Below are 18356 nucleotides of genomic sequence, written 5' to 3'. Positions count from 1 at the left end.
TCCTGTTATTTGTCAGGGCTGTCGATGGTCAGTGTCTGCGGCGCCGTCGTGTTGCTGGCCAGAGGCTGGCTGCGACCGACCCATTCACCGGCAGTCGGTTGGCCGGCACGGGAGACGCGCGCAACCAGTTGGACTTCAGGAAAGTTCGACAGTTTCAACTGCGGCATCATGGCGTCGGCATCGCCTAATTCGACGGTCACCGGCAAGTCGGCCACGGTCAGGCGCTTGGCGGCCAACGGTGCAGGTGGACCGGAGGTGGCGCGGGCGAAAATGAACACGCTGTCGCCCGGCTGGACCTTGGCTTTGAGCGCCGGGGCCAGGTCAACGGTGACTTTCAACAACGCTGCAGCTTTGGCCGCAGGTGCCTGAACCACCTTGCCGCCGCTGGCTTCGAGCTTCTCGGTGGCCCGGGCAATCCCGCCTTGCAGCGCAGCGCGGGAGTTGTCATCGGGTGGCAGTTGCGTCAACAGACGATTCCAGTAGTTGATGGCGTCCTGGTAACGCTGGCTTTCAAACGCGGCGATACCGAGCAGGCCCAGGCTGGTGACTTCTTTCGGATCGGCTTTCAGCGCTTCATCGGTCAGGGCCTGAATCTTGTCCGACCACTTTTTACCTTCGGCAAAATACAGCGCCTGAGCCCATTGGCCGAGCAGTTCCGGTTGGCGACCGGCCAGGTTCACGGTGCGTTCGAAAATCTTCGCCGCGTCGCCCGGACGATCCTGAGCCATGTACGTGCGGCCGAGGAAATACAGGCCTTCAGCCGACTCCGGTTGAGCGGCGACGGCGCGTTCCAGCCGACGGGTCATCTCTTCCATCGACTGCGGCGCCTGAGCGAACTCGCGGGTCAGCTCGACTTTGTCGCTGGCACCGAAATGCAGGTACAAACCAAGGCCCAACACCGGAACCAGAACCGCCGCCAGCAAAGGCAACGGCTTGCCCAGGCGGGTCACTCGCGGCGCCCCAACGCCTTCGGTGTCGGCGAGCAGCTCACGGGCCGCTTCGGCGCGGCCGGCGTCCATTTGCGCCGCGTCGAGAACGCCCTCTTCCTGCTGAACCTGCAGCTCAGCCACGCGCTCTTGATACAGCGCGACGTTCAGGGCAGTACGATCCTCTTCACGCTGAGCGCGGCGACCGCGCAGAACCGGGATCAACAGAAAACTCAGGGCAACCAGAAGCAGCAGACCTGCAGCGAGCCAGAAATCAATCATTCTTGGTTTTTATCCAACAGGTGGTCGAGGCGCTCACGCTCATCGGTGGAAAGCTCAGTCTTGGTTTCGGCGCGTTGCACGCGACGACGGCGGACGATCACGGCGATGACCACAAAACCGCCCAAAAGCAGACCGGCCGGGCCGAACCAGAGCAGTGCAGTCTTGGCGTTCAGTGCGGGTTTGTAGCGGACGAAATCGCCGTACCGATCAACCATGAAGTCGATGATCTGCTGGTTGTCCTTACCCTCGCCCAGCATGCGAAAAATCTCTTTGCGCAGGTCGGCGGCAATCGGTGCGTTGGAATCGGCAATGTCCTGATTCTGGCACTTGGGGCAACGCAGCTCTTTGGTCAGCTCGCGAAAACGCTCGCGATCACCTTCTTTGGCGAACTCGTAGGTGTCGATGGCCGCGTGTGCCACGCCGGCCAAGCTCAAGCCCAACACCACGGCGGCTATCCAGCGCTTCATGGCTTGGCCTCATCGACCAGCGCCTGATACTTGGCGGCCAGTTTTTCACGCCAGACTTGCTCGTCGATCACGCCGACGAACTTGTCGCGGATGATGCCCTTGGCGTCGATGAAGAAGGTTTCCGGCGCGCCGTAGACACCGAGGTTCAGACCCAGGGTGCCGGCATCGTCACGAACATCCAGTTGGTAGGGGTTGTGAAACTCCACCAGCCACTTCAAGGCGTCGGCATTGACGTCCTTGTAGTTGATGCCATAAATCACCACGCCCTGCTGGGCCAGCTTATTCAGCACCGGGTGCTCGACCCGGCAGGAAATGCACCAGGTGCCCCAGACATTGACCAGCGCCGGTTTACCGACGATGTCAGCGCGGGTCAGGGTCTTGTCGCCCTGCACCGAAGGCAGGGAAAACTCCGGGAACGGCTTGTTGATCATCGCCGAAGGCAGCTCGGCCGGGTCCAGGTACAACCCACGGTAAAGGAATACAGCGACCACTAGAAAAATCGCCAGTGGCAACAACATCAACCAACGCTTCATGCAGTGGCTCCCGACATGCCCAGTGCTTCACGCACCCGGCTTTTCACCTTGACCCGATAACGGCGATCCAGCGCCGCCAGCAACCCACCGAAACCGGTCAGCAGTCCGCCGAACCAGATCCAGCGCACAAACGGTTTGACGTGAACACGAACAGCCCAGGCGCCATCGCCCAGTGGCTCACCGAGGGCGACGTAGAGGTCACGGGTGAAACCGGCGTCGATCCCGGCTTCGGTCATCACCGAGTTCTGCACGGTGTAGAGGCGCTTTTCCGGGTGCAGCACGCTGACTTCCTTGCCGTCGCGAATCACTCGAACGGTGCCCTTGTCGGAGGTGAAGTTCGGGCCTTCGAAGTGCTTGGCGCCTTCGAACACGAAGTGATAACCGGCCAGGTCCATGGACTCGCCCGGCGCCAGGCGCAGGTCACGCTCGGCGCTGTTCTGGCTCGACAACACGACGCCCAGTGCGCACACGGCAATGCCCAAATGCGCGACCTGCATGCCCCAATAGCTGCGAGTCAGGGTCGGCAAGCCTTTGATCAGGCCTTTGTGGCGGGTCTTGTCGAAGATGTCTCGCACGCCGGCCAGCAATACCCAGGCCGCGAGCATGAACGTCGCGATCACCGCCCAGTTGAAATCGCCGTAAGCGACGCCGGCCACTACGGCCAGTGCGGCACTGCCGAGCAATACCGGCGTGAGCATGCTGGCCAGCCATTTCACCGGCGTGTCTTTCCAGCGCACGATCACACCGACCGCCATCACCATCATCAGCAACGCCATCAATGGAATGAACAACGCGTTGAAGTACGGCGGGCCGACCGACAGCTTGGCGCCGGTCATTGCGTCAAGGATCAGTGGGTACAAGGTGCCGAGCAGGATCATCGAGGCCGCCACCACCAGCACCAGGTTGTTGCCCAGCAGCAGGGTTTCCCGGGACCAGAGGTTGAAGCCCACCTGACTCTTGACCACAGGCGCGCGCAGGGCGAACAGCGTCAGCGAACCACCGACCACAAACAACAGGAAGATCAGGATGAACACGCCGCGCTCAGGGTCGGACGCAAACGCGTGAACCGACGTCAGCACGCCGGAACGCACGAGGAACGTACCCAGCAAGCTCAACGAGAACGCGGCGATGGCCAGCAACACGGTCCAGCTCTTGAACACGCCACGTTTTTCCGTGACCGCCAACGAGTGAATCAGCGCGGTGCCCACCAGCCAAGGCATGAACGAGGCATTTTCCACCGGGTCCCAGAACCACCAGCCGCCCCAGCCAAGTTCGTAATACGCCCACCACGAACCGAGGGTGATGCCGATGCCGAGGAATGCCCAGGCGACGATGGTCCACGGACGCGACCAGCGAGCCCACGCGGCATCCAGGCGACCGCCCATCAGCGCCGCGATGGCGAAGGCAAAGGCCACCGAGAAACCGACGTAACCCATGTACAGCATCGGCGGGTGAACGATCAGGCCGATGTCTTGCAGTAACGGATTGAGGTCGGCGCCATCGCTGGGCATCTGCGGCAGGATGCGCTTGAACGGGTTGGACGTGAGGATCAGGAACAACAGGAAACCAGTGCTGATCATGCCCATCACGGCCAGTACCCGGGCCAGCATGACTTGCGGCAATTGGCGGGAGAACACCGACACCGCGAAGGTCCAGCCGCCGAGGATCAATGCCCACAACAGCAATGACCCTTCGTGGGCGCCCCATACCGCGCTGAATTTGTAGTACCACGGCAAGGCACTGTTGGAGTTGCTGGCGACGTAGCCGACCGAGAAGTCGTCAGTCATGAACGCGTAGGTCAGGCACCCGAAGGCGAACACCAGGAAGGTGAACTGACCCCAGGCGGCCGGCTGCGCCAGGCTCATCCACAAGCGGTCACCGCGCCAGGCACCGAGCAACGGCACCACGGCCTGAACCAGCGCGAAACACAGCGCCAGGATCATGGCCAGGTGGCCCAGTTCGGGGATAAACAGCCCTGAATTATAGAGAGCGGATGTCATCAATTAACCCTCTTTGGCTTGTGTGGGCGCCGACTGGCCGCTGTCTTTCAGGGCCTTGGTCACTTCCGGCGGCATGTACTTCTCATCGTGCTTGGCCAGCACTTCGTCGGCCACCACCACGCCGTCGGCGTTGATTTTGCCCAGGGCCACGATACCCTGCCCTTCACGGAACAGGTCTGGAAGAATGCCGCGATAGGTGATGGTCACGGATTTGTTGAAGTCAGTAACGACAAATTTCACGTCCAGCGAATCACCGGAACGTTGCAGCGAACCTTTCTCGACCATGCCACCGGCACGGATGCGCGTGTCTTGCGGCGCTTCGCCATTGGCGATCTGGGTCGGGGTGTAAAACAGATTGATGTTCTGCTGCAGGGCGCTCAGGGCCAGGCCGACGGCAGCGCCGACACCCACCAGGATCGCGAGAATGATGATAAGACGCTTTTTGCGCAGCGGATTCACTTGCCGTTCTCCCGGCGCAGACGACGCGCCTCTTGTTGCAGATACCGCTTGCGGGCCAGGATCGGCGCCGCCACGTTGAGGGCCAGCACCGCCAGGCAGATGCCATAGGCTGACCAGACATACAGGGCGTGATGGCCCATGGCGAGGAAGTCGCCAAATGAAGCAAAACTCATCGAGCGACCTCCAGACTGTTCTGTACTTCGGCCTTGACCCAACTGGCCCGCGCTTCGCGCTTGAGTACTTCAAGGCGCATGCGCAGCAACAGGACCGCGCCAAAGAAACAGTAGAAGCCCAGCACCGTCAGCAGCAGAGGCAGCCACATTTCGGCCGGCATGGCCGGTTTTTCGGTGAGGGTGAAGGTCGCGCCCTGGTGCAGGGTGTTCCACCACTCCACCGAGTATTTGATGATCGGGATGTTGATCACGCCAACAATCGCCAACACCGCACACGCCTTGGCGGCGCTGTCACGATTGCTGATGGCGTTGCCCAGCGCAATCAGACCGAAGTACAGAAACAGCAGAATCAACATAGACGTAAGTCGCGCATCCCAGACCCACCACGAGCCCCAGGTCGGTTTGCCCCAGATCGCGCCGGTGACCAGCGCCACGGCAGTCATCCAGGCACCGATGGGCGCCGCACATTGCAGGGCGACATCGGCCAGTTTCATCTTCCAGACCAACCCGACAATGCCGCACACGGCCAGCATCACATAGCAGGATTGCGCCAGCATCGCGGCAGGAACGTGGATATAAATGATGCGAAAGCTGTTGCCTTGCTGGTAGTCGGGCGGCGCGAAGGCCAGGCCCCAGACTACGCCAACGCCGATCAACAGCAACGCCGCGACGCTCAGCCAGGGCAACAGTTTGCCGCTGATGCCATAAAACCATTTGGGCGAGCCGAGCTTGTGAAACCACGTCCAGTTCATACTGTTTCCATCACGGTTGCCCTTCGCTGTGAAGAGCTGGGTCTTTACTGGTCAAATTTTAACCAGACCTCATTATTCGCCGACGCTGATCTTCAGGCCAGCAGCTATTGCAAACGGTGTCAGGGTTATCGCCAGGGCGGTCAGGCTACCAAGCCACAAGAGATAACCGGTCGCCGGCATGCCCATCAAGGCTGCCTGCAAGGCGCCACTGCCGAGAATCAACACCGGGATGTACAGCGGCAGAATCAGCAGCGCCAACAACAGGCCGCCACGCTTCAATCCTACCGTCAGGGCTGCGCCCACCGCACCGAGCAGGCTCAGTACCGGTGTACCCAGCAATAACGAAAGCAGCAACACCGGCAGACAAGCGGCAGGCAAACCGAGCATCAACGCCAGCAGTGGAGCGAGCAAAACCAGTGCCAGGCCCGAGAAGGCCCAGTGTGCCAGTACCTTGGCCAAAACCAGAAGAGGCAGAGGGTGCGACGAAAGGACCCACTGTTCGAGGGAACCGTCCTCGAAATCACTGCGGAAAAGCCCGTCCAGCGAGAGCAAAACCGATAAAAGGGCCGCGACCCAGACCAGCCCCGGAGACAAGGTTTGCAACAATTGAGCCTCGGGGCCGACCGCTAGCGGGAACAGGGCAACCACGATGGCGAAGAACACCAACGGGTTCGCCAACTCCGCAGGACGGCGGAATAACAAACGGGCCTCACGGGCGACCAACAGGCCGAAAACACTCATACGGCCCAATTCCCCAGATCAATATCGCGATAACCGGTCGGCATCCGCGTCAGCGTGTGGTGGGTGGTCAATACGACCATGCCGCCGCGCTCGCAGTGTGCGGCCAGGTGCTCTTCGAGCTGCGCCACGCCTTGTTTGTCGAGTGCGGTGAACGGTTCATCGAGAATCCACAGCGGTGGGCTGTCCAGGTACAACCGCGCCAGCGCCACACGGCGATGCTGGCCGGCAGACAGCGTGTGGCACGGAACGTCCTCGAAACCGCGCAACCCCACCGCCGCCAAGGCCTGCCAGATGGCGTCATGGGACGCCGGATGATGCAGGGCGCAGAGCCAGCTGAGGTTTTCCTCAGGGGTCAGCAATTCCTTGATACCGGCGGCATGACCGATCCACAACAGGTTGCGCGCCAGTTCAAAGCGTTGCTCATTGAGCGGCTGGCCATTGAGCAGCACTTGGCCGGCGGTCGGTTGCATCAGACCGCACAGCAGGCGCAACAGGCTGGTCTTGCCACTGCCGTTGGGGCCGCTGATTTGCAACATTTCGCCACTGGCCAGTCTCAAATCGAGATTTTCGAAGAGCAGCCGAAGGTCTCGCTCACAAGCGAGGGCAACGGTTTGCAGGACTGGGCTGGTCAAGGGATCACGGGCCTTTTGCGGTTCAAGTCGGCAGTAGTACGGCCGCTAAAGAGATGCAGAATAGATGCATTGGCGGCCCGTCATAGAGAGCTGGGTCAAACATTTGCAATGTTTTTAGCGCCCCAGTGATAACGGGGCGGCATTATACATGCCATGCCCTACTCTCAAGAGGGCAATTTCCTCAGGTTGTGACCGCGTATGACAGGCGAAATGAACATTCTCCCGCTACCGCAGACCCCGCCCGCGACGTCGCGGCCGCTGGTGGTGAGTGGCGACCTGCTCAAGTTACTGACGCCGATGGAGGGCCTGATCTCCGTCGGGCAAACCGCCAAGGCTGAAGTGCTGTCGCTCAAGCAGACGGATCAGACCTTTCAATTGTTGCTCAAAGTCACCCTCGACAGCGGTCGCCAGACCACGGTCCAGGCCACCAGCAGCCAGCCTCTGCCTCAAGGCACCAGCCTGGCGATCACCCAACCGTCGGCCAGCAACCTGGCGATCACCGTGCAACAGGCCATCGCGGCGAGCGTCGCCACCCTCACCCGCATTGACACGGCGCAACTGCCCGCTGGCACGCTGTTGCAGGGCAAAGTGCTGACCTCACAAGTCATGCCGCAGGTGCCGGGGCAACCCACGGTGTTCCGCTCCATGGTGAGTTTGCTAAACACGGTGCTGAGCGGCAGCACGCTGAGCATCGACAGCCCCACGCCCCTGCGCATTGGCACGTTGTTGAGCGCCATGGTGCAAGACACCCAAACGCTTAAATTCGTCCCGCTGAGCAGCCGTCAGGAACAGTTGGCGGTGACGCAGCAACTGGTCAGCCAGCAAAGCCGCCAAGGTTCGCTGGATGGCTTGATCAAAGCCTTGCAAAACCTGACGCCGACGCCGCAATCGTCACTGCAGCCGCCATTGCAGCCATCGCCACTTGCGTTGGACCCAACCTCCAGCGACCTGCGCCTGGCCGTGGAAAAACTCCTCGCCGGCCTGCCGGACGTTCAGCAACTGAGCACGCCAAAGGGCCTGGCTCAAGCGCTGGCAAACAGCGGACTGTTCTTGGAAGCGAAATTGCTCACCGGGCAAAATCCGACATTGGCGCCGGACATGAAAGGCGATTTGCTCAAGCTGATCGCGCAACTGACACCGGGACTACCGGCCAATACCAACCTCAACGCGATCATCGCCGCCAATACATTGGTGCAGACGATGCCGAGCTTCGTGCGCAGCGCCCTGGGGATGCTCGGGCAAGTCAGCGCCAAGCCGCTGCCGACCAGTTTCCCGCTGCCCGAACGCCTGCTGCAAAGCCATGACGGTGAAGGTGATCTGGAGCATTTGCTGCGTTTGGCGGCGGCAGCCGTTTCGCGCCTGCAAAGCCATCAACTGTCGAGCCTGGAGCAAACCGGCGTGACCGACGATGGTCGGCTGCTCAGCACCTGGCAACTGGAAATCCCGATGCGAAACGCGCAGGACATTGTCCCGCTGCAGGTCAAGTTCCAGCGCGAAGAAGCGCCCGAGAAAGAACACCCCCACGAACGCCGCGACGAACACGAACCCAAGCAACCGCTGTGGCGTGTCGACCTGGCCTTCGACATGGAACCGCTGGGCCCCTTGCAGGTTCACGCGCAACTGATCAAGGGCAGCCTGTCCAGCCAGCTCTGGGCCGAACGGCCGTACACCGCCAGCCTGATCGAAAGTAACCTGGCCGGCCTGCGCGAACGCTTGCTGGCATCGGGCCTGAACGTCGGCGATCTGGATTGCCACCTCGGCACCCCGCCACAAGGACCGCAAACCCGTCTGGAACAACGCTGGGTCGACGAAACCGCATGAAAACCACCAACGCCCCACGCCAGGCCATCGCCCTCAAATACGACGGCAGCCACGCCCCTACCCTCACGGCCAAGGGTGACGAAGAACTGGCCGAAGAAATTCTGCGCATTGCCCGCGATTATGAAGTGCCGATCTATGAGAACGCCGAGCTGGTAAAGCTGCTGGCGAGGATGGAACTGGGGGAAAGTATTCCGCAGGAGTTGTACCGCACGCTGGCCGAGATCATCGCGTTTGCGTGGCATTTGAAGGGCAAGTTTCCGGCGGGGCATGATCCGCACGCGCCGATGATCGAGAAGGATGTCACCGATCGCGGGGATGATTATTGAATCTTTGTTGAATGCAAAAAATCGCAGCCTCGTTTCACTCGACAGCTCCTACATTGGAATGGCGTACGCCTTGTAGGAGCTGTCGAGTGAAACGAGGCTGCGATCTTTTGATCAGTTCAGTTCAATTCTTGTGCAACTTACGCATCAACTCCGCCTCAGCCTGGGTCAACCCGCAAGACTGAGTCAGTTCATCAACCGTCGCCCCCATTCCCACCAATCGCGCCGCCTGGGCGAACGACAGGCTCGACGGGTCGCGCTGTTCCAGCTGTGCCAGTTTGTCCGGCAAGGGGCCAACCACCGCGCGCAGTTCGTGCAGGTCTTCACCCATGCGCACGTTGCCGCTCTGGTAGTCGTCCACGCGTTTGGCCAGGTCCTTGATGCGCTGATCCCGCAGCGCATCGCCCTGGGCCTGTTGAGCGGCGATCAGTCGTTGACCGCGAATGTACGCCAGAAACATCGCCAGCGTGCCTGCCCAGAAGAGGAACAGGACAATGACCGCAACCTCAAGAATCAATCAGATGTTCTCCAGGTCCGACCATTCTTCTTCGCTCATCATCTTGTCCAGCTCGACCAGGATCAGCAGTTCGTTGTTCTTGTTGCACACGCCTTGAATGAACTTGGCGGATTCTTCGTTACCGACGTTTGGCGCAGTTTCGATTTCCGACTGACGCAGGTAAACCACTTCGGCCACGCTGTCGACCATGATCCCGACAACCTGCTTGTCGGCTTCGATGATGACGATACGGGTGTTGTCGCTGATCTCCGCATTCATCAGGCCGAAGCGCTGACGGGTGTCGATCACGGTGACCACGTTACCGCGCAGGTTGATGATGCCCAGCACGTAGGTCGGGGCACCCGGAACCGGGGCGATTTCGGTGTAGCGCAGGACTTCCTGGACGCGCATCACGTTGATGCCGTAGGTTTCGTTGTCCAGCTTGAAGGTTACCCATTGCAGGATCGGATCTTCGGAACCCTTTGCAGCCGTCGCCTTATCATTCATACCCTGACCCCTCAAAAAACCGCCCTGGCGGTGTGTGTTCTGTGCAGCGGCATTCACTGCCGTTGCGTGTTTTTTATGCTGGTTTGTGAGCCGGCTTGATATTGCTTATGTGCTTTGCCCCGCCACTGGCGATCAACTCGGCCAGCGCGGAGACGTCGAGCAATGCACACATGTGTTCAATCACAGTGCCCGCCAGCCATGGCCGTTGACCACGGTGGCTGCGCCATTTGATTTCGTTCGGGTCCAGGCGCAACGAGCGGCTGACCTGATGCACCGCCAGCCCCCACTCGTAGCCCTGAACCGAAATAACGTATTGCAGGCCCTGCCGGAAATCGTCGCGGTAGCGGTCGGGCATGACCCAACGTGCGGTGTCCAGGACTTTCAGGTTGCCGGCCTGGCTCGGCAGAATCCCGAGGAACCATTCTGGCTGGCCGAACAGCGGCGTCAGCTCGTGGCCCGCCAACGAATAAATCGAACCCAGGCACACCAGTGGCACCGCCAGGGTCAACCCGGCGACGTCGAATAACAGACACTCGAACGGCTCGGCGGCCCACGACGGGCGACCATCGGTTTCGACCGGTGGCGGCGTGTTGCTCGGTGGCAAGTGGACTTCGACGACGTGCGGCACCAATGTTTGCAGCAGGGGTGCAATGGTCGATACCGGTGCGAGGATCGGTGCCGGCGCCTCCATGACCGGCGCTGGCGCCTTGGCCACGGCGGCGATCACGGGCGCTGCAACCACAGGTGCGCCAACTACAGGCGCAGCAACCGCCGCCGGGCGTGCATCGCGCGCTTGTTCTTCGAGGACCGCGGCCTGGAATTCGTCCAGGGTGTTATCCGGTTCGAGCACTTCGGCGGGCGCTTCGATGATCGGCGCAAGCTCCTCCGTCGCGTCCTGCAGCAAGCTGTCCAGATAATGCTGGAGCGCCAGTTGCGGGCGAGAGGTGATCTTCACCGGCCGATTCATTTAAGCACCACGCAAGGAAGGTTCATCTCACGCCACCTGCGCGACAGATTGCTGCGCCAGCAAATGCTTGAGCAGCGCACGGTAAGCGAGAACTCCACGGCTCTTGCCGTCGAATTGCGAAGGCGTTAGGCCGGCCCGGCTCGCATCCCGCAAGCGGGTGTCGACCGGGATGTAACCTTGCCAGATTTCTTCCGGGTACTTGTCACGCAGCACGCGCAGGGTCCCGAGGGACGCCTGGGTACGACGGTCAAACAAGGTCGGGATGATGGTGAACGGCAGCGCCTGTTTGCGTGAACGATTGATCATGTCCAGGGTGTTGACCATGCGTTCCAGGCCTTTGACGGCCAAGTGCTCGGTCTGCACCGGGATCACCAATTGCTGGCTCGCCGCCAAGGCATTGACCATCAGCACACCGAGCAACGGCGGGCTGTCGATCACCGCGTAATCGAAGTCCTGCCACAACTGCGCCAGGCTCTTGGCGATCACCAGGCCCAAGCCACTCTGCCCCGGCGATTGACGCTCAAGCGTGGCCAGTGCGGTACTCGAAGGCAGCAGCGAAATACTGTCGTGACTGGTGGGCAACAACAACTGACCGGGCAAGCCTTGCGGCACGCTGCCCTTATGCAGGAACAAGTCGTAGCTGCTGTGTTCCAGGCTGTCGGGATCGTAGCCGAAGTAGCTGGTCATGGAGCCGTGCGGATCGAGATCGACCACAACCACGCGCTTGCCCGCCTCGGCCAGCAAACCGGCTAAAGCGATAGAGGAAGTGGTTTTACCAACACCACCCTTTTGATTGGCAACGGCCCAGACTCTCATTTGAATGTTTCCTCCCGGCCGACGAGGTCAGCCGAGAAATAGCTCAACGTTTTAATGCGGGTGACGGAGAATTGACGGCGCTCTCTCGTACCGGCGACTTGACCGCTGACGGTGCAGTTTGTGTGCCAGCACGCTTCAACGCGGCGTCCGGTTGCGCATGAGCGGTTCCGGTGCCGGTGAGGCTGCGACGAACATCGAGATTGCGTGAAACCACCAGCACCACACGACGGTTGCGTGCCCGGCCTTCGGCGGTGGCATTGTTGGCCACGGGCTGAAACTCGCCATAACCCACGGAGGCCATTCGGCTCGGGTTCACGCCCTGCATCGCCAGAATGCGCACAATGCTCGCCGAGCGGGCCGAGGACAGTTCCCAGTTAGTGGGGTACTGCGCGGTGCGGATCGGTTGATCGTCGGTAAAGCCTTCGACGTGAATCGGGTTGTCGAACGGCTTCAGAATCCCGGCCACCTTGTCGATGATATTGAACGCGTTGTCGCTGGGCATGGCATCGCCGCTGCCGAACAACAGGCTGGAATTGAGTTCGATCTCGACCCACAACTCGTTGCCACGCACGGTCATCTGATTGGAGCTGATCAGGTCGCCGAACGCCGCGCTGATGTCGTCTGCAATGCTTTTGAGCGGGTCGTTGGAACCGGCCACACCGGCATCGACCTGCTCGCTGTCTTTCACCAACGGCTTGGCCGGCGTCACCGTCATCGGTCGCTCTTCGCCAACAGGAATCGGCTTGAGGGAACGATCGGCATCGGTGAAGACCCCGATCAGCGCTTGCGAAATGATTTTGTACTTGCCTTCGTTGATCGACGAGATCGAGTACATCACCACGAAGAATGCGAAGAGCAAGGTAATGAAGTCGGCATAGGAAACGAGCCAACGTTCATGGTTTACATGTTCTTCAGGTTGGCGACGACGAGCCATAATCCATTACCCCCATCAATCCATGAAGCCCTGAAGCTTCAACTCAATAGAGCGAGGGTTCTCACCTTCGGCGATCGACAGGATCCCTTCCAGCAACATTTCGCGGTAACGCGATTGGCGCAATGCAACGGATTTGAGCTTGGACGCAATCGGCAGCAACACCAGGTTGGCACTGGCCACGCCGTAGATGGTGGCGACGAAGGCCACGGCAATGCCGCTGCCCAGTTGCGTCGGATCAGCGAGGTTGCCCATGACATGGATCAGGCCCATCACCGCACCGATAATCCCGATGGTCGGCGCGTAGCCGCCCATGCTTTCGAAGACTTTGGCAGCCTCGATATCGCGGCTTTCCTGGGTGTAGAAATCCACCTCCAGAATGCTGCGAATCGCTTCCGGCTCCGCACCGTCGACCAGCAACTGAAGGCCTTTGCGCGAGTAGCTGTCGGGTTCGGCATCGGCCACCCCTTCCAGGCCCAGCAATCCTTCCTTGCGCGCGGTCAGGCTCCAGTTCACGACTCGATCAATGCCACCGGCCAGATCAACGCGAGGTGGAAACAGAATCCAGCCAACAATTTGCATGGCGCGCTTGAAGGCGCTCATCGGCGACTGCAACAAGGCTGCGCCAATGGTCCCACCGAGAACGATCAGCGCCGCCGGGCCGTTGGCCAGCGCGCCAAGGTGGCCACCTTCAAGGTAGTTGCCGCCAATAATGGCGACGAACGCCATGATGATGCCGATAAGGCTTAAAACATCCATCAGATACACGCCTCGACCAAGTGCTTGCCAATATCTTCCAGCCCATAGATCGCATCCGCGAGATCGGCTTTGACGATGGCCATCGGCATGCCGTAGATCACGCAACTGGCTTCATCCTGAGCCCAGATCGCGCTGCCGCTCTGTTTGAGCAGGCGAGCACCTTCACGACCGTCGGCGCCCATGCCGGTGAGTACGACCGCCAGAACTTTGTCGCCGTAGGACTTGGCTGCCGAACCGAAGGTGATGTCCACGCACGGTTTGTAATTGAGACGCTCGTCGCCCGGCAGGATTTTCACCGCGCCACGGCCGTCGATCATCATTTGCTTGCCACCCGGTGCCAGCAACGCCAGGCCCGGACGCAGGATGTCGCCATCCTCGGCTTCCTTGACGCTGATGCGGCAGAGCTTGTCCAGACGCTCGGCGAAGGCCTTGGTGAAGGCTGCCGGCATGTGCTGGACCAACACGATCGGTGCCGGGAAGTTGGCCGGCAACTGAGTCAAGACTCGTTGCAGCGCAACCGGACCGCCCGTGGACGTGCCGATGGCAACCAGTTTGTAGGCTTTGCGCTTGGGTGCAGGCGACGATGGGCCGGGGGACGCAGGGGCATGATGCGTACGTGTCGGGATCGGTGCCGGTGCAGGGCGCGAAGGTGTGCTGCTGCCGTAACTGCTGACGCTCGAAGGCGCGGGCGTCGGGGCTGGCGCGGCAACCGGTGCCGGCGCGCTGTAGGCGCTGGCGCGACGGTTACTTCGTGAAATGCTGAGAATCTTCTCGCACAGCAGTTGCTTGACCTTCTCCGGGTTACGGGAGATGTCTTCAAAATTCTTGGGCAGGAAATCGACGGCGCCGGCGTCCAGCGCATCAAGGGTGACCCGGGCGCCTTCGTGCGTCAGCGACGAGAACATCAACACCGGCGTCGGGCAGCGCTGCATGATGTGCCGCACGGCGGTGATGCCGTCCATCATGGGCATCTCGTAGTCCATGGTGATCACGTCCGGCTTGAGGGCCAGGGCCTGATCGATCGCCTCTTTTCCGTTGGTCGCCGTACCGACGACCTGGATATTCGAATCCGCTGAAAGAATTTCCGAGACGCGGCGGCGGAAAAACCCCGAATCGTCCACCACCAGGACTTTAACTGCCATAAACACTCCGTTAGACGCAGCGGGGCCTCAGTCGCCCCGCTCCACCAGAATCAAATACGCCGTGTGGCGTAACGCTTGAGCATGCTCGGAACATCGAGAATCAGCGCAATACGGCCGTCACCGGTGATGGTGGCGCCCGACATGCCCGGGGTTCCCTGGAGCATTTTGCCCAATGGCTTGATGACCACTTCTTCCTGGCCCACCAGTTGATCGACGACAAAGCCGATCCGCTGCGTGCCCACCGAAAGGATCACCACATGGCCTTCGCGCTGCTCTTCGTGAGCGGCGGAGCTGACCAGCCAGCGCTTGAGGTAGAACAGTGGCAGCGCCTTGTCTCGCACGATCACCACTTCCTGGCCGTCCACCACGTTGGTGGTCGACAGGTCGAGGTGGAAGATCTCGTTGACGTTCACCAGCGGGAACGCAAACGCCTGGTTGCCGAGCATGACCATCAGCGTCGGCATGATCGCCAGGGTCAACGGCACCTTGATGACGATTTTCGAACCCTGGCCCTTGGTCGAGTAAATGTTGATCGAACCGTTGAGCTGGGAAATCTTGGTTTTCACCACGTCCATGCCCACGCCACGACCCGACACGTCGGAGATCTCGGTTTTGGTCGAGAACCCTGGCGCAAAAATCAGGTTGTAGCACTCGGTATCGCTCAAGCGATCGGCCGCGTCCTTGTCCATCACACCGCGTTTAACCGCGATGGAACGCAGGACGTTCGGGTCCATGCCTTTACCGTCATCGGAAATCGACAGCAGGATGTGGTCGCCTTCCTGTTCGGCAGCAAGGACCACCCGGCCGCCACGGGACTTGCCCGAAGCTTCGCGTTCTTCCGGCGACTCGATGCCGTGGTCGACCGCGTTGCGTACCAAGTGGACCAGCGGGTCGGCCAGGGCCTCGACGAGGTTCTTGTCGAGGTCGGTTTCTTCACCGACCAGTTCCAGGTTGATCTCTTTCTTGAGCTGGCGAGCCAGGTCGCGAACCAGGCGCGGGAAGCGCCCGAAGACTTTCTTGATCGGTTGCATCCGGGTCTTCATGACCGCGGTTTGCAAGTCAGCCGTGACCACGTCGAGGTTCGACACAGCCTTGGACATGGCCTCGTCGGCACTGTTGGCACCCAGGCGAACCAGGCGGTTACGCACCAGCACCAATTCGCCCACCATGTTCATGATTTCGTCGAGGCGAGCGGTATCGACCCGCACGGTGGTCTCGGCTTCGCTGGCCGGTTTTTCCGGTGGCGGCGCGGCTGGAGCACGGGCCGGGGCCGGTGCAGCAGCGGCGGCTGGTTTCGGTGTTTCAGCTTTCGGTTCAGGCGCCTTGGCGATCGGGGCCGGTGCGGCAGCCTTGGCGACGGGTGCCGCGACATTCGATACAGCAGAACCTGTGCCGACTTCGCTGAACTTGCCTTTACCGTGCAATTCGTCGAGCAGCGATTCGAACTCGTGATCGGAGATCAGATCACCACCCGCCGCCGCTGCAGTTGGCGCAGCAGGAACTGGCACAGAAGCAATGGCCGACTCCAGCGCATCCACCGCAAAGTTGCCTTTGCCGTGCAACTGGTCGAGCAGTGCTTCAAATTCGTCGTCGGTAATGTCGGAGCTATCGCCTGCCGCTTTCGGGGCGGCTGGTGCAGCTGGCGCGGCGGCCACGGCATCGACAGCGAACTGGCCTTTACCGTGCAGTTGATCGAGCAAGGACTCGAACTCGGCATCGGTGATTTCGTCGCTCGCAGCGGCATCGCTGGAAGGCGTTGGTGCAGGTGCAGCCGCCGGAGCCTCAGCTTGAGCCTTGACGGCATTGAGCGAGTCCAGCAGTTGTTCGAATTCGTTATCGGTGATGTCGCCCGATTCGGCTTCAGCGGCAGGCGCTTCAAACACTTCAGCGACCGGTGCAGCTTCATCAGCCGTTTGCGGCTCGGCCAGTCGGGCCAGAGCTGCCAGCAATTCAGGTGTGGCAGCCGTGATCGGGCTGCGCTCGCGGACTTCGCTGAACATGCTGTTCACCGCGTCCAGCGCTTCGAGCACCACGTCCATCAGTTCTGAATCAACGCGACGCTCACCCTTGCGCAGGATGTCGAACACGTTCTCGGCGATATGGCAGCACTCCACCAGCTCGTTGAGCTGGAGGAAGCCGGCGCCCCCTTTTACAGTGTGAAAACCGCGAAAAATTGCATTGAGCAAGTCCGCATCATCCGGTCGGCTCTCAAGCTCGACCAGCTGTTCGGACAGTTGCTCTAGAATCTCGCCGGCCTCAACCAGGAAATCCTGAAGGATCTCTTCATCGGCGCCGAAGCTCATGTATGGGGTGCTCCTAACAGGTTTAAAAACCTAAAAAACCTAGAATGCTAAAACTCTAAAATCCCAGGCTGGATAGCAAATCGTCCACATCGTCCTGACCGGACACAACGTCTTCTCTTTTATCGGCATGAATCTGCGGACCTTCACCCTGAGAGAGATGTTTTTGCGGATCTTTTTCAGCCAGCATCGATTCACGGTCATGTTCGATACCCGCAAAGCGGTCTACCTGGCTGGCCATGAGTACGAGCTTGAGCAAATTGCTTTCAACTTCGGTGACCAATTGGGTCACACGCTTGATGACCTGACCGGTGAGGTCCTGGTAATCCTGAGCCAGCAGGATGTCGTTGAGGTTGCTCGACACCATGCGGTTGTCTTCGATACTGCGAGTCAGAAAACCGTCGACCCGACGGGCCAGTTCACGAAACTCTTCAGCCCCGACTTCACGACGCATGAACCGGCTCCAGTCGGTGCTCAACGCCTGGGCTTCATCGCTCAGGTTGTTGACCAGCGGCGTGGCGCTTTCCACCAGGTCCATGGTGCGGTTGGCCGCGGCCTCGGTGAGCTTGACCACATACCCCAGGCGCTCGGTGGCGTCCGTGATCTGTGACACTTCCTCGGCTTGCGGCATGTTCGGGTCAATCTGGAAGTTGACGATCGCGCTGTGCAGCTCGCGAGTGAGCTTGCCCACTTCCTGATACAGGCCGCGGTCACGGGTCTGATTGAGCTCATGGATCAGTTGCACAGCTTCGCCGAACCTGCCTTTTTCAAGGCTGGCGACCAGTTCGACGGCGTGTTTTTTCAGGGTCGATTCAAAATCGCCCAGTGAAGATTCTTTATGCTCCATAGCTCCCCCGTGGCGCAGTGGATCAACCGATGCGTTCGAAAATCTTCTCGATTTTTTCTTTCAACGCCTGGGCCGTGAAGGGTTTGACCACGTAGCCGTTTACACCGGCCTGGGCTGCTTCAATGATCTGCTCGCGCTTGGCTTCAGCGGTCACCATCAGCACCGGCAGGTGCTTGAGCTTTTCATCGGCGCGCACGTGACGCAGCAAGTCGATACCGGTCATGCCAGGCATGTTCCAGTCCGTTACCAGAAAGTCGATGCTCCCGCTGTTGAGAACCGGAATGGCAGTAGTGCCATCGTCGGCCTCGACCGTGTTGGTGAACCCAAGGTCACGCAACAGGTTTTTTATGATCCGCCGCATCGTTGAGAAGTCATCAACGATGAGGATTTTCATGTTCTTGTCCAATTCGACCTCCAAGCAGTCTTAAACGCGCCCAGCACCTGGACGCGCCATTTCAATCAATCCGGCAATGCATTCGATG

General features: G+C 60.3%; 21 protein-coding genes. 2 read left to right on the top strand and 19 right to left on the bottom strand.

The window, feature by feature from the left end; all coding sequences use genetic code 11:
- Positions 1-5: 5 nt before the first annotated feature.
- The 9 genes from ccmI to ccmA form a co-directional block, all read right to left on the bottom strand.
- Positions 6-1208 (bottom strand): c-type cytochrome biogenesis protein CcmI, encoded by a 1203-nt coding sequence (gene ccmI / locus C7534_RS16830; RefSeq protein ID WP_046032860.1) that lies wholly within the window; start codon positions 1206-1208, stop codon positions 6-8.
- The gene (locus C7534_RS16825; RefSeq protein ID WP_046032859.1) at positions 1205-1675 is read right to left on the bottom strand and encodes a cytochrome c-type biogenesis protein; all 471 of its coding nucleotides are present in this window, start codon (positions 1673-1675) and stop codon (positions 1205-1207) included. Before C7534_RS16825 ends, ccmI begins: the two co-directional genes overlap by 4 nt.
- Positions 1672-2208 (bottom strand): DsbE family thiol:disulfide interchange protein, encoded by a 537-nt coding sequence (locus C7534_RS16820; RefSeq protein ID WP_046032858.1) that lies wholly within the window; start codon positions 2206-2208, stop codon positions 1672-1674. Before C7534_RS16820 ends, C7534_RS16825 begins: the two co-directional genes overlap by 4 nt.
- Entirely contained in the window at positions 2205-4208 is a 2004-nt protein-coding gene (locus C7534_RS16815) for a heme lyase CcmF/NrfE family subunit (RefSeq protein WP_046032857.1), read from the bottom strand. Before C7534_RS16815 ends, C7534_RS16820 begins: the two co-directional genes overlap by 4 nt.
- A gap of 3 nt (positions 4209-4211) precedes the next feature.
- Positions 4212-4667, bottom strand: a complete 456-nt coding sequence (ccmE, locus tag C7534_RS16810; RefSeq protein WP_027922384.1) for a cytochrome c maturation protein CcmE — start codon at positions 4665-4667, stop codon at positions 4212-4214.
- Complete coding sequence (gene ccmD, locus C7534_RS16805) at positions 4664-4840, bottom strand: heme exporter protein CcmD (protein WP_008145547.1); 177 nt, start codon at positions 4838-4840, stop codon at positions 4664-4666. The genes ccmE and ccmD overlap by 4 nt, the downstream gene beginning before the upstream one ends.
- The gene (locus C7534_RS16800) at positions 4837-5592 is read right to left on the bottom strand and encodes a heme ABC transporter permease (protein WP_046032856.1); all 756 of its coding nucleotides are present in this window, start codon (positions 5590-5592) and stop codon (positions 4837-4839) included. Before C7534_RS16800 ends, ccmD begins: the two co-directional genes overlap by 4 nt.
- 72 nt (positions 5593-5664) lie before the next feature.
- Entirely contained in the window at positions 5665-6333 is a 669-nt protein-coding gene (gene ccmB / locus C7534_RS16795) for a heme exporter protein CcmB (protein ID WP_046032855.1), read from the bottom strand.
- Positions 6330-6965: a cytochrome c biogenesis heme-transporting ATPase CcmA gene (gene ccmA, locus C7534_RS16790; protein ID WP_109786423.1), complete on the bottom strand. Its 636-nt coding sequence runs from the start codon at positions 6963-6965 to the stop codon at positions 6330-6332. Before ccmA ends, ccmB begins: the two co-directional genes overlap by 4 nt.
- A 198-nt stretch (positions 6966-7163) precedes the next feature.
- On the opposite strand from ccmA, the gene fliK reads away from it, so the two are divergent.
- Positions 7164-8786, top strand: coding sequence for a flagellar hook-length control protein FliK (fliK, locus tag C7534_RS16785; RefSeq protein ID WP_109786422.1), 1623 nt, complete (start codon positions 7164-7166; stop codon positions 8784-8786).
- Positions 8783-9112 (top strand): EscU/YscU/HrcU family type III secretion system export apparatus switch protein, encoded by a 330-nt coding sequence (locus C7534_RS16780; RefSeq protein WP_109786421.1) that lies wholly within the window; start codon positions 8783-8785, stop codon positions 9110-9112. The genes fliK and C7534_RS16780 overlap by 4 nt, the downstream gene beginning before the upstream one ends.
- 121 nt (positions 9113-9233) lie before the next feature.
- Here C7534_RS16780 and C7534_RS16775 read toward each other — a convergent pair whose 3' ends face one another.
- From C7534_RS16775 to C7534_RS16730, 10 genes are all read right to left on the bottom strand, one after another.
- Positions 9234-9626, bottom strand: a complete 393-nt coding sequence (locus C7534_RS16775) for a DUF2802 domain-containing protein (RefSeq protein WP_046032851.1) — start codon at positions 9624-9626, stop codon at positions 9234-9236.
- On the bottom strand, positions 9627-10112 hold the full coding sequence (locus tag C7534_RS16770) for a chemotaxis protein CheW (RefSeq protein ID WP_046032850.1): 486 nt from the start codon (positions 10110-10112) through the stop codon (positions 9627-9629). It abuts the gene before it with no gap.
- Positions 10113-10185: 73 nt separating this feature from the next.
- Positions 10186-11079, bottom strand: a complete 894-nt coding sequence (locus C7534_RS16765; RefSeq protein WP_109786420.1) for a CheW domain-containing protein — start codon at positions 11077-11079, stop codon at positions 10186-10188.
- A 27-nt stretch (positions 11080-11106) separates the two neighbouring features.
- Positions 11107-11895: a ParA family protein gene (locus C7534_RS16760; RefSeq protein ID WP_109786419.1), complete on the bottom strand. Its 789-nt coding sequence runs from the start codon at positions 11893-11895 to the stop codon at positions 11107-11109.
- Positions 11896-11938: 43 nt separating this feature from the next.
- On the bottom strand, positions 11939-12829 hold the full coding sequence (gene motD, locus C7534_RS16755) for a flagellar motor protein MotD (RefSeq protein ID WP_046032847.1): 891 nt from the start codon (positions 12827-12829) through the stop codon (positions 11939-11941).
- A gap of 15 nt (positions 12830-12844) precedes the next feature.
- Positions 12845-13585 carry a flagellar motor protein gene (locus tag C7534_RS16750; protein ID WP_046032846.1) on the bottom strand — a complete coding sequence of 247 codons (741 nt, stop codon included), beginning with the start codon at positions 13583-13585 and terminating at the stop codon, positions 12845-12847.
- Positions 13585-14727 carry a protein-glutamate methylesterase/protein-glutamine glutaminase gene (locus tag C7534_RS16745; protein WP_046032845.1) on the bottom strand — a complete coding sequence of 381 codons (1143 nt, stop codon included), beginning with the start codon at positions 14725-14727 and terminating at the stop codon, positions 13585-13587. Before C7534_RS16745 ends, C7534_RS16750 begins: the two co-directional genes overlap by 1 nt.
- 50 nt (positions 14728-14777) lie before the next feature.
- The gene (locus C7534_RS16740) at positions 14778-17030 is read right to left on the bottom strand and encodes a chemotaxis protein CheA (RefSeq protein WP_109786418.1); all 2253 of its coding nucleotides are present in this window, start codon (positions 17028-17030) and stop codon (positions 14778-14780) included.
- Between the two features lie 55 nt (positions 17031-17085).
- The gene (locus C7534_RS16735) at positions 17086-17874 is read right to left on the bottom strand and encodes a protein phosphatase CheZ (protein WP_046032843.1); all 789 of its coding nucleotides are present in this window, start codon (positions 17872-17874) and stop codon (positions 17086-17088) included.
- A gap of 22 nt (positions 17875-17896) precedes the next feature.
- The gene (locus C7534_RS16730) at positions 17897-18268 is read right to left on the bottom strand and encodes a chemotaxis response regulator CheY (RefSeq protein WP_003183998.1); all 372 of its coding nucleotides are present in this window, start codon (positions 18266-18268) and stop codon (positions 17897-17899) included.
- Positions 18269-18356: the final 88 nt, after the last annotated feature.

Source organism: Pseudomonas sp. OV226 (assembly GCF_003148705.1).
In the GTDB taxonomy this organism is placed as follows: domain Bacteria; phylum Pseudomonadota; class Gammaproteobacteria; order Pseudomonadales; family Pseudomonadaceae; genus Aquipseudomonas.
This window is presented reverse-complemented; position numbering and strand designations above follow the sequence as displayed.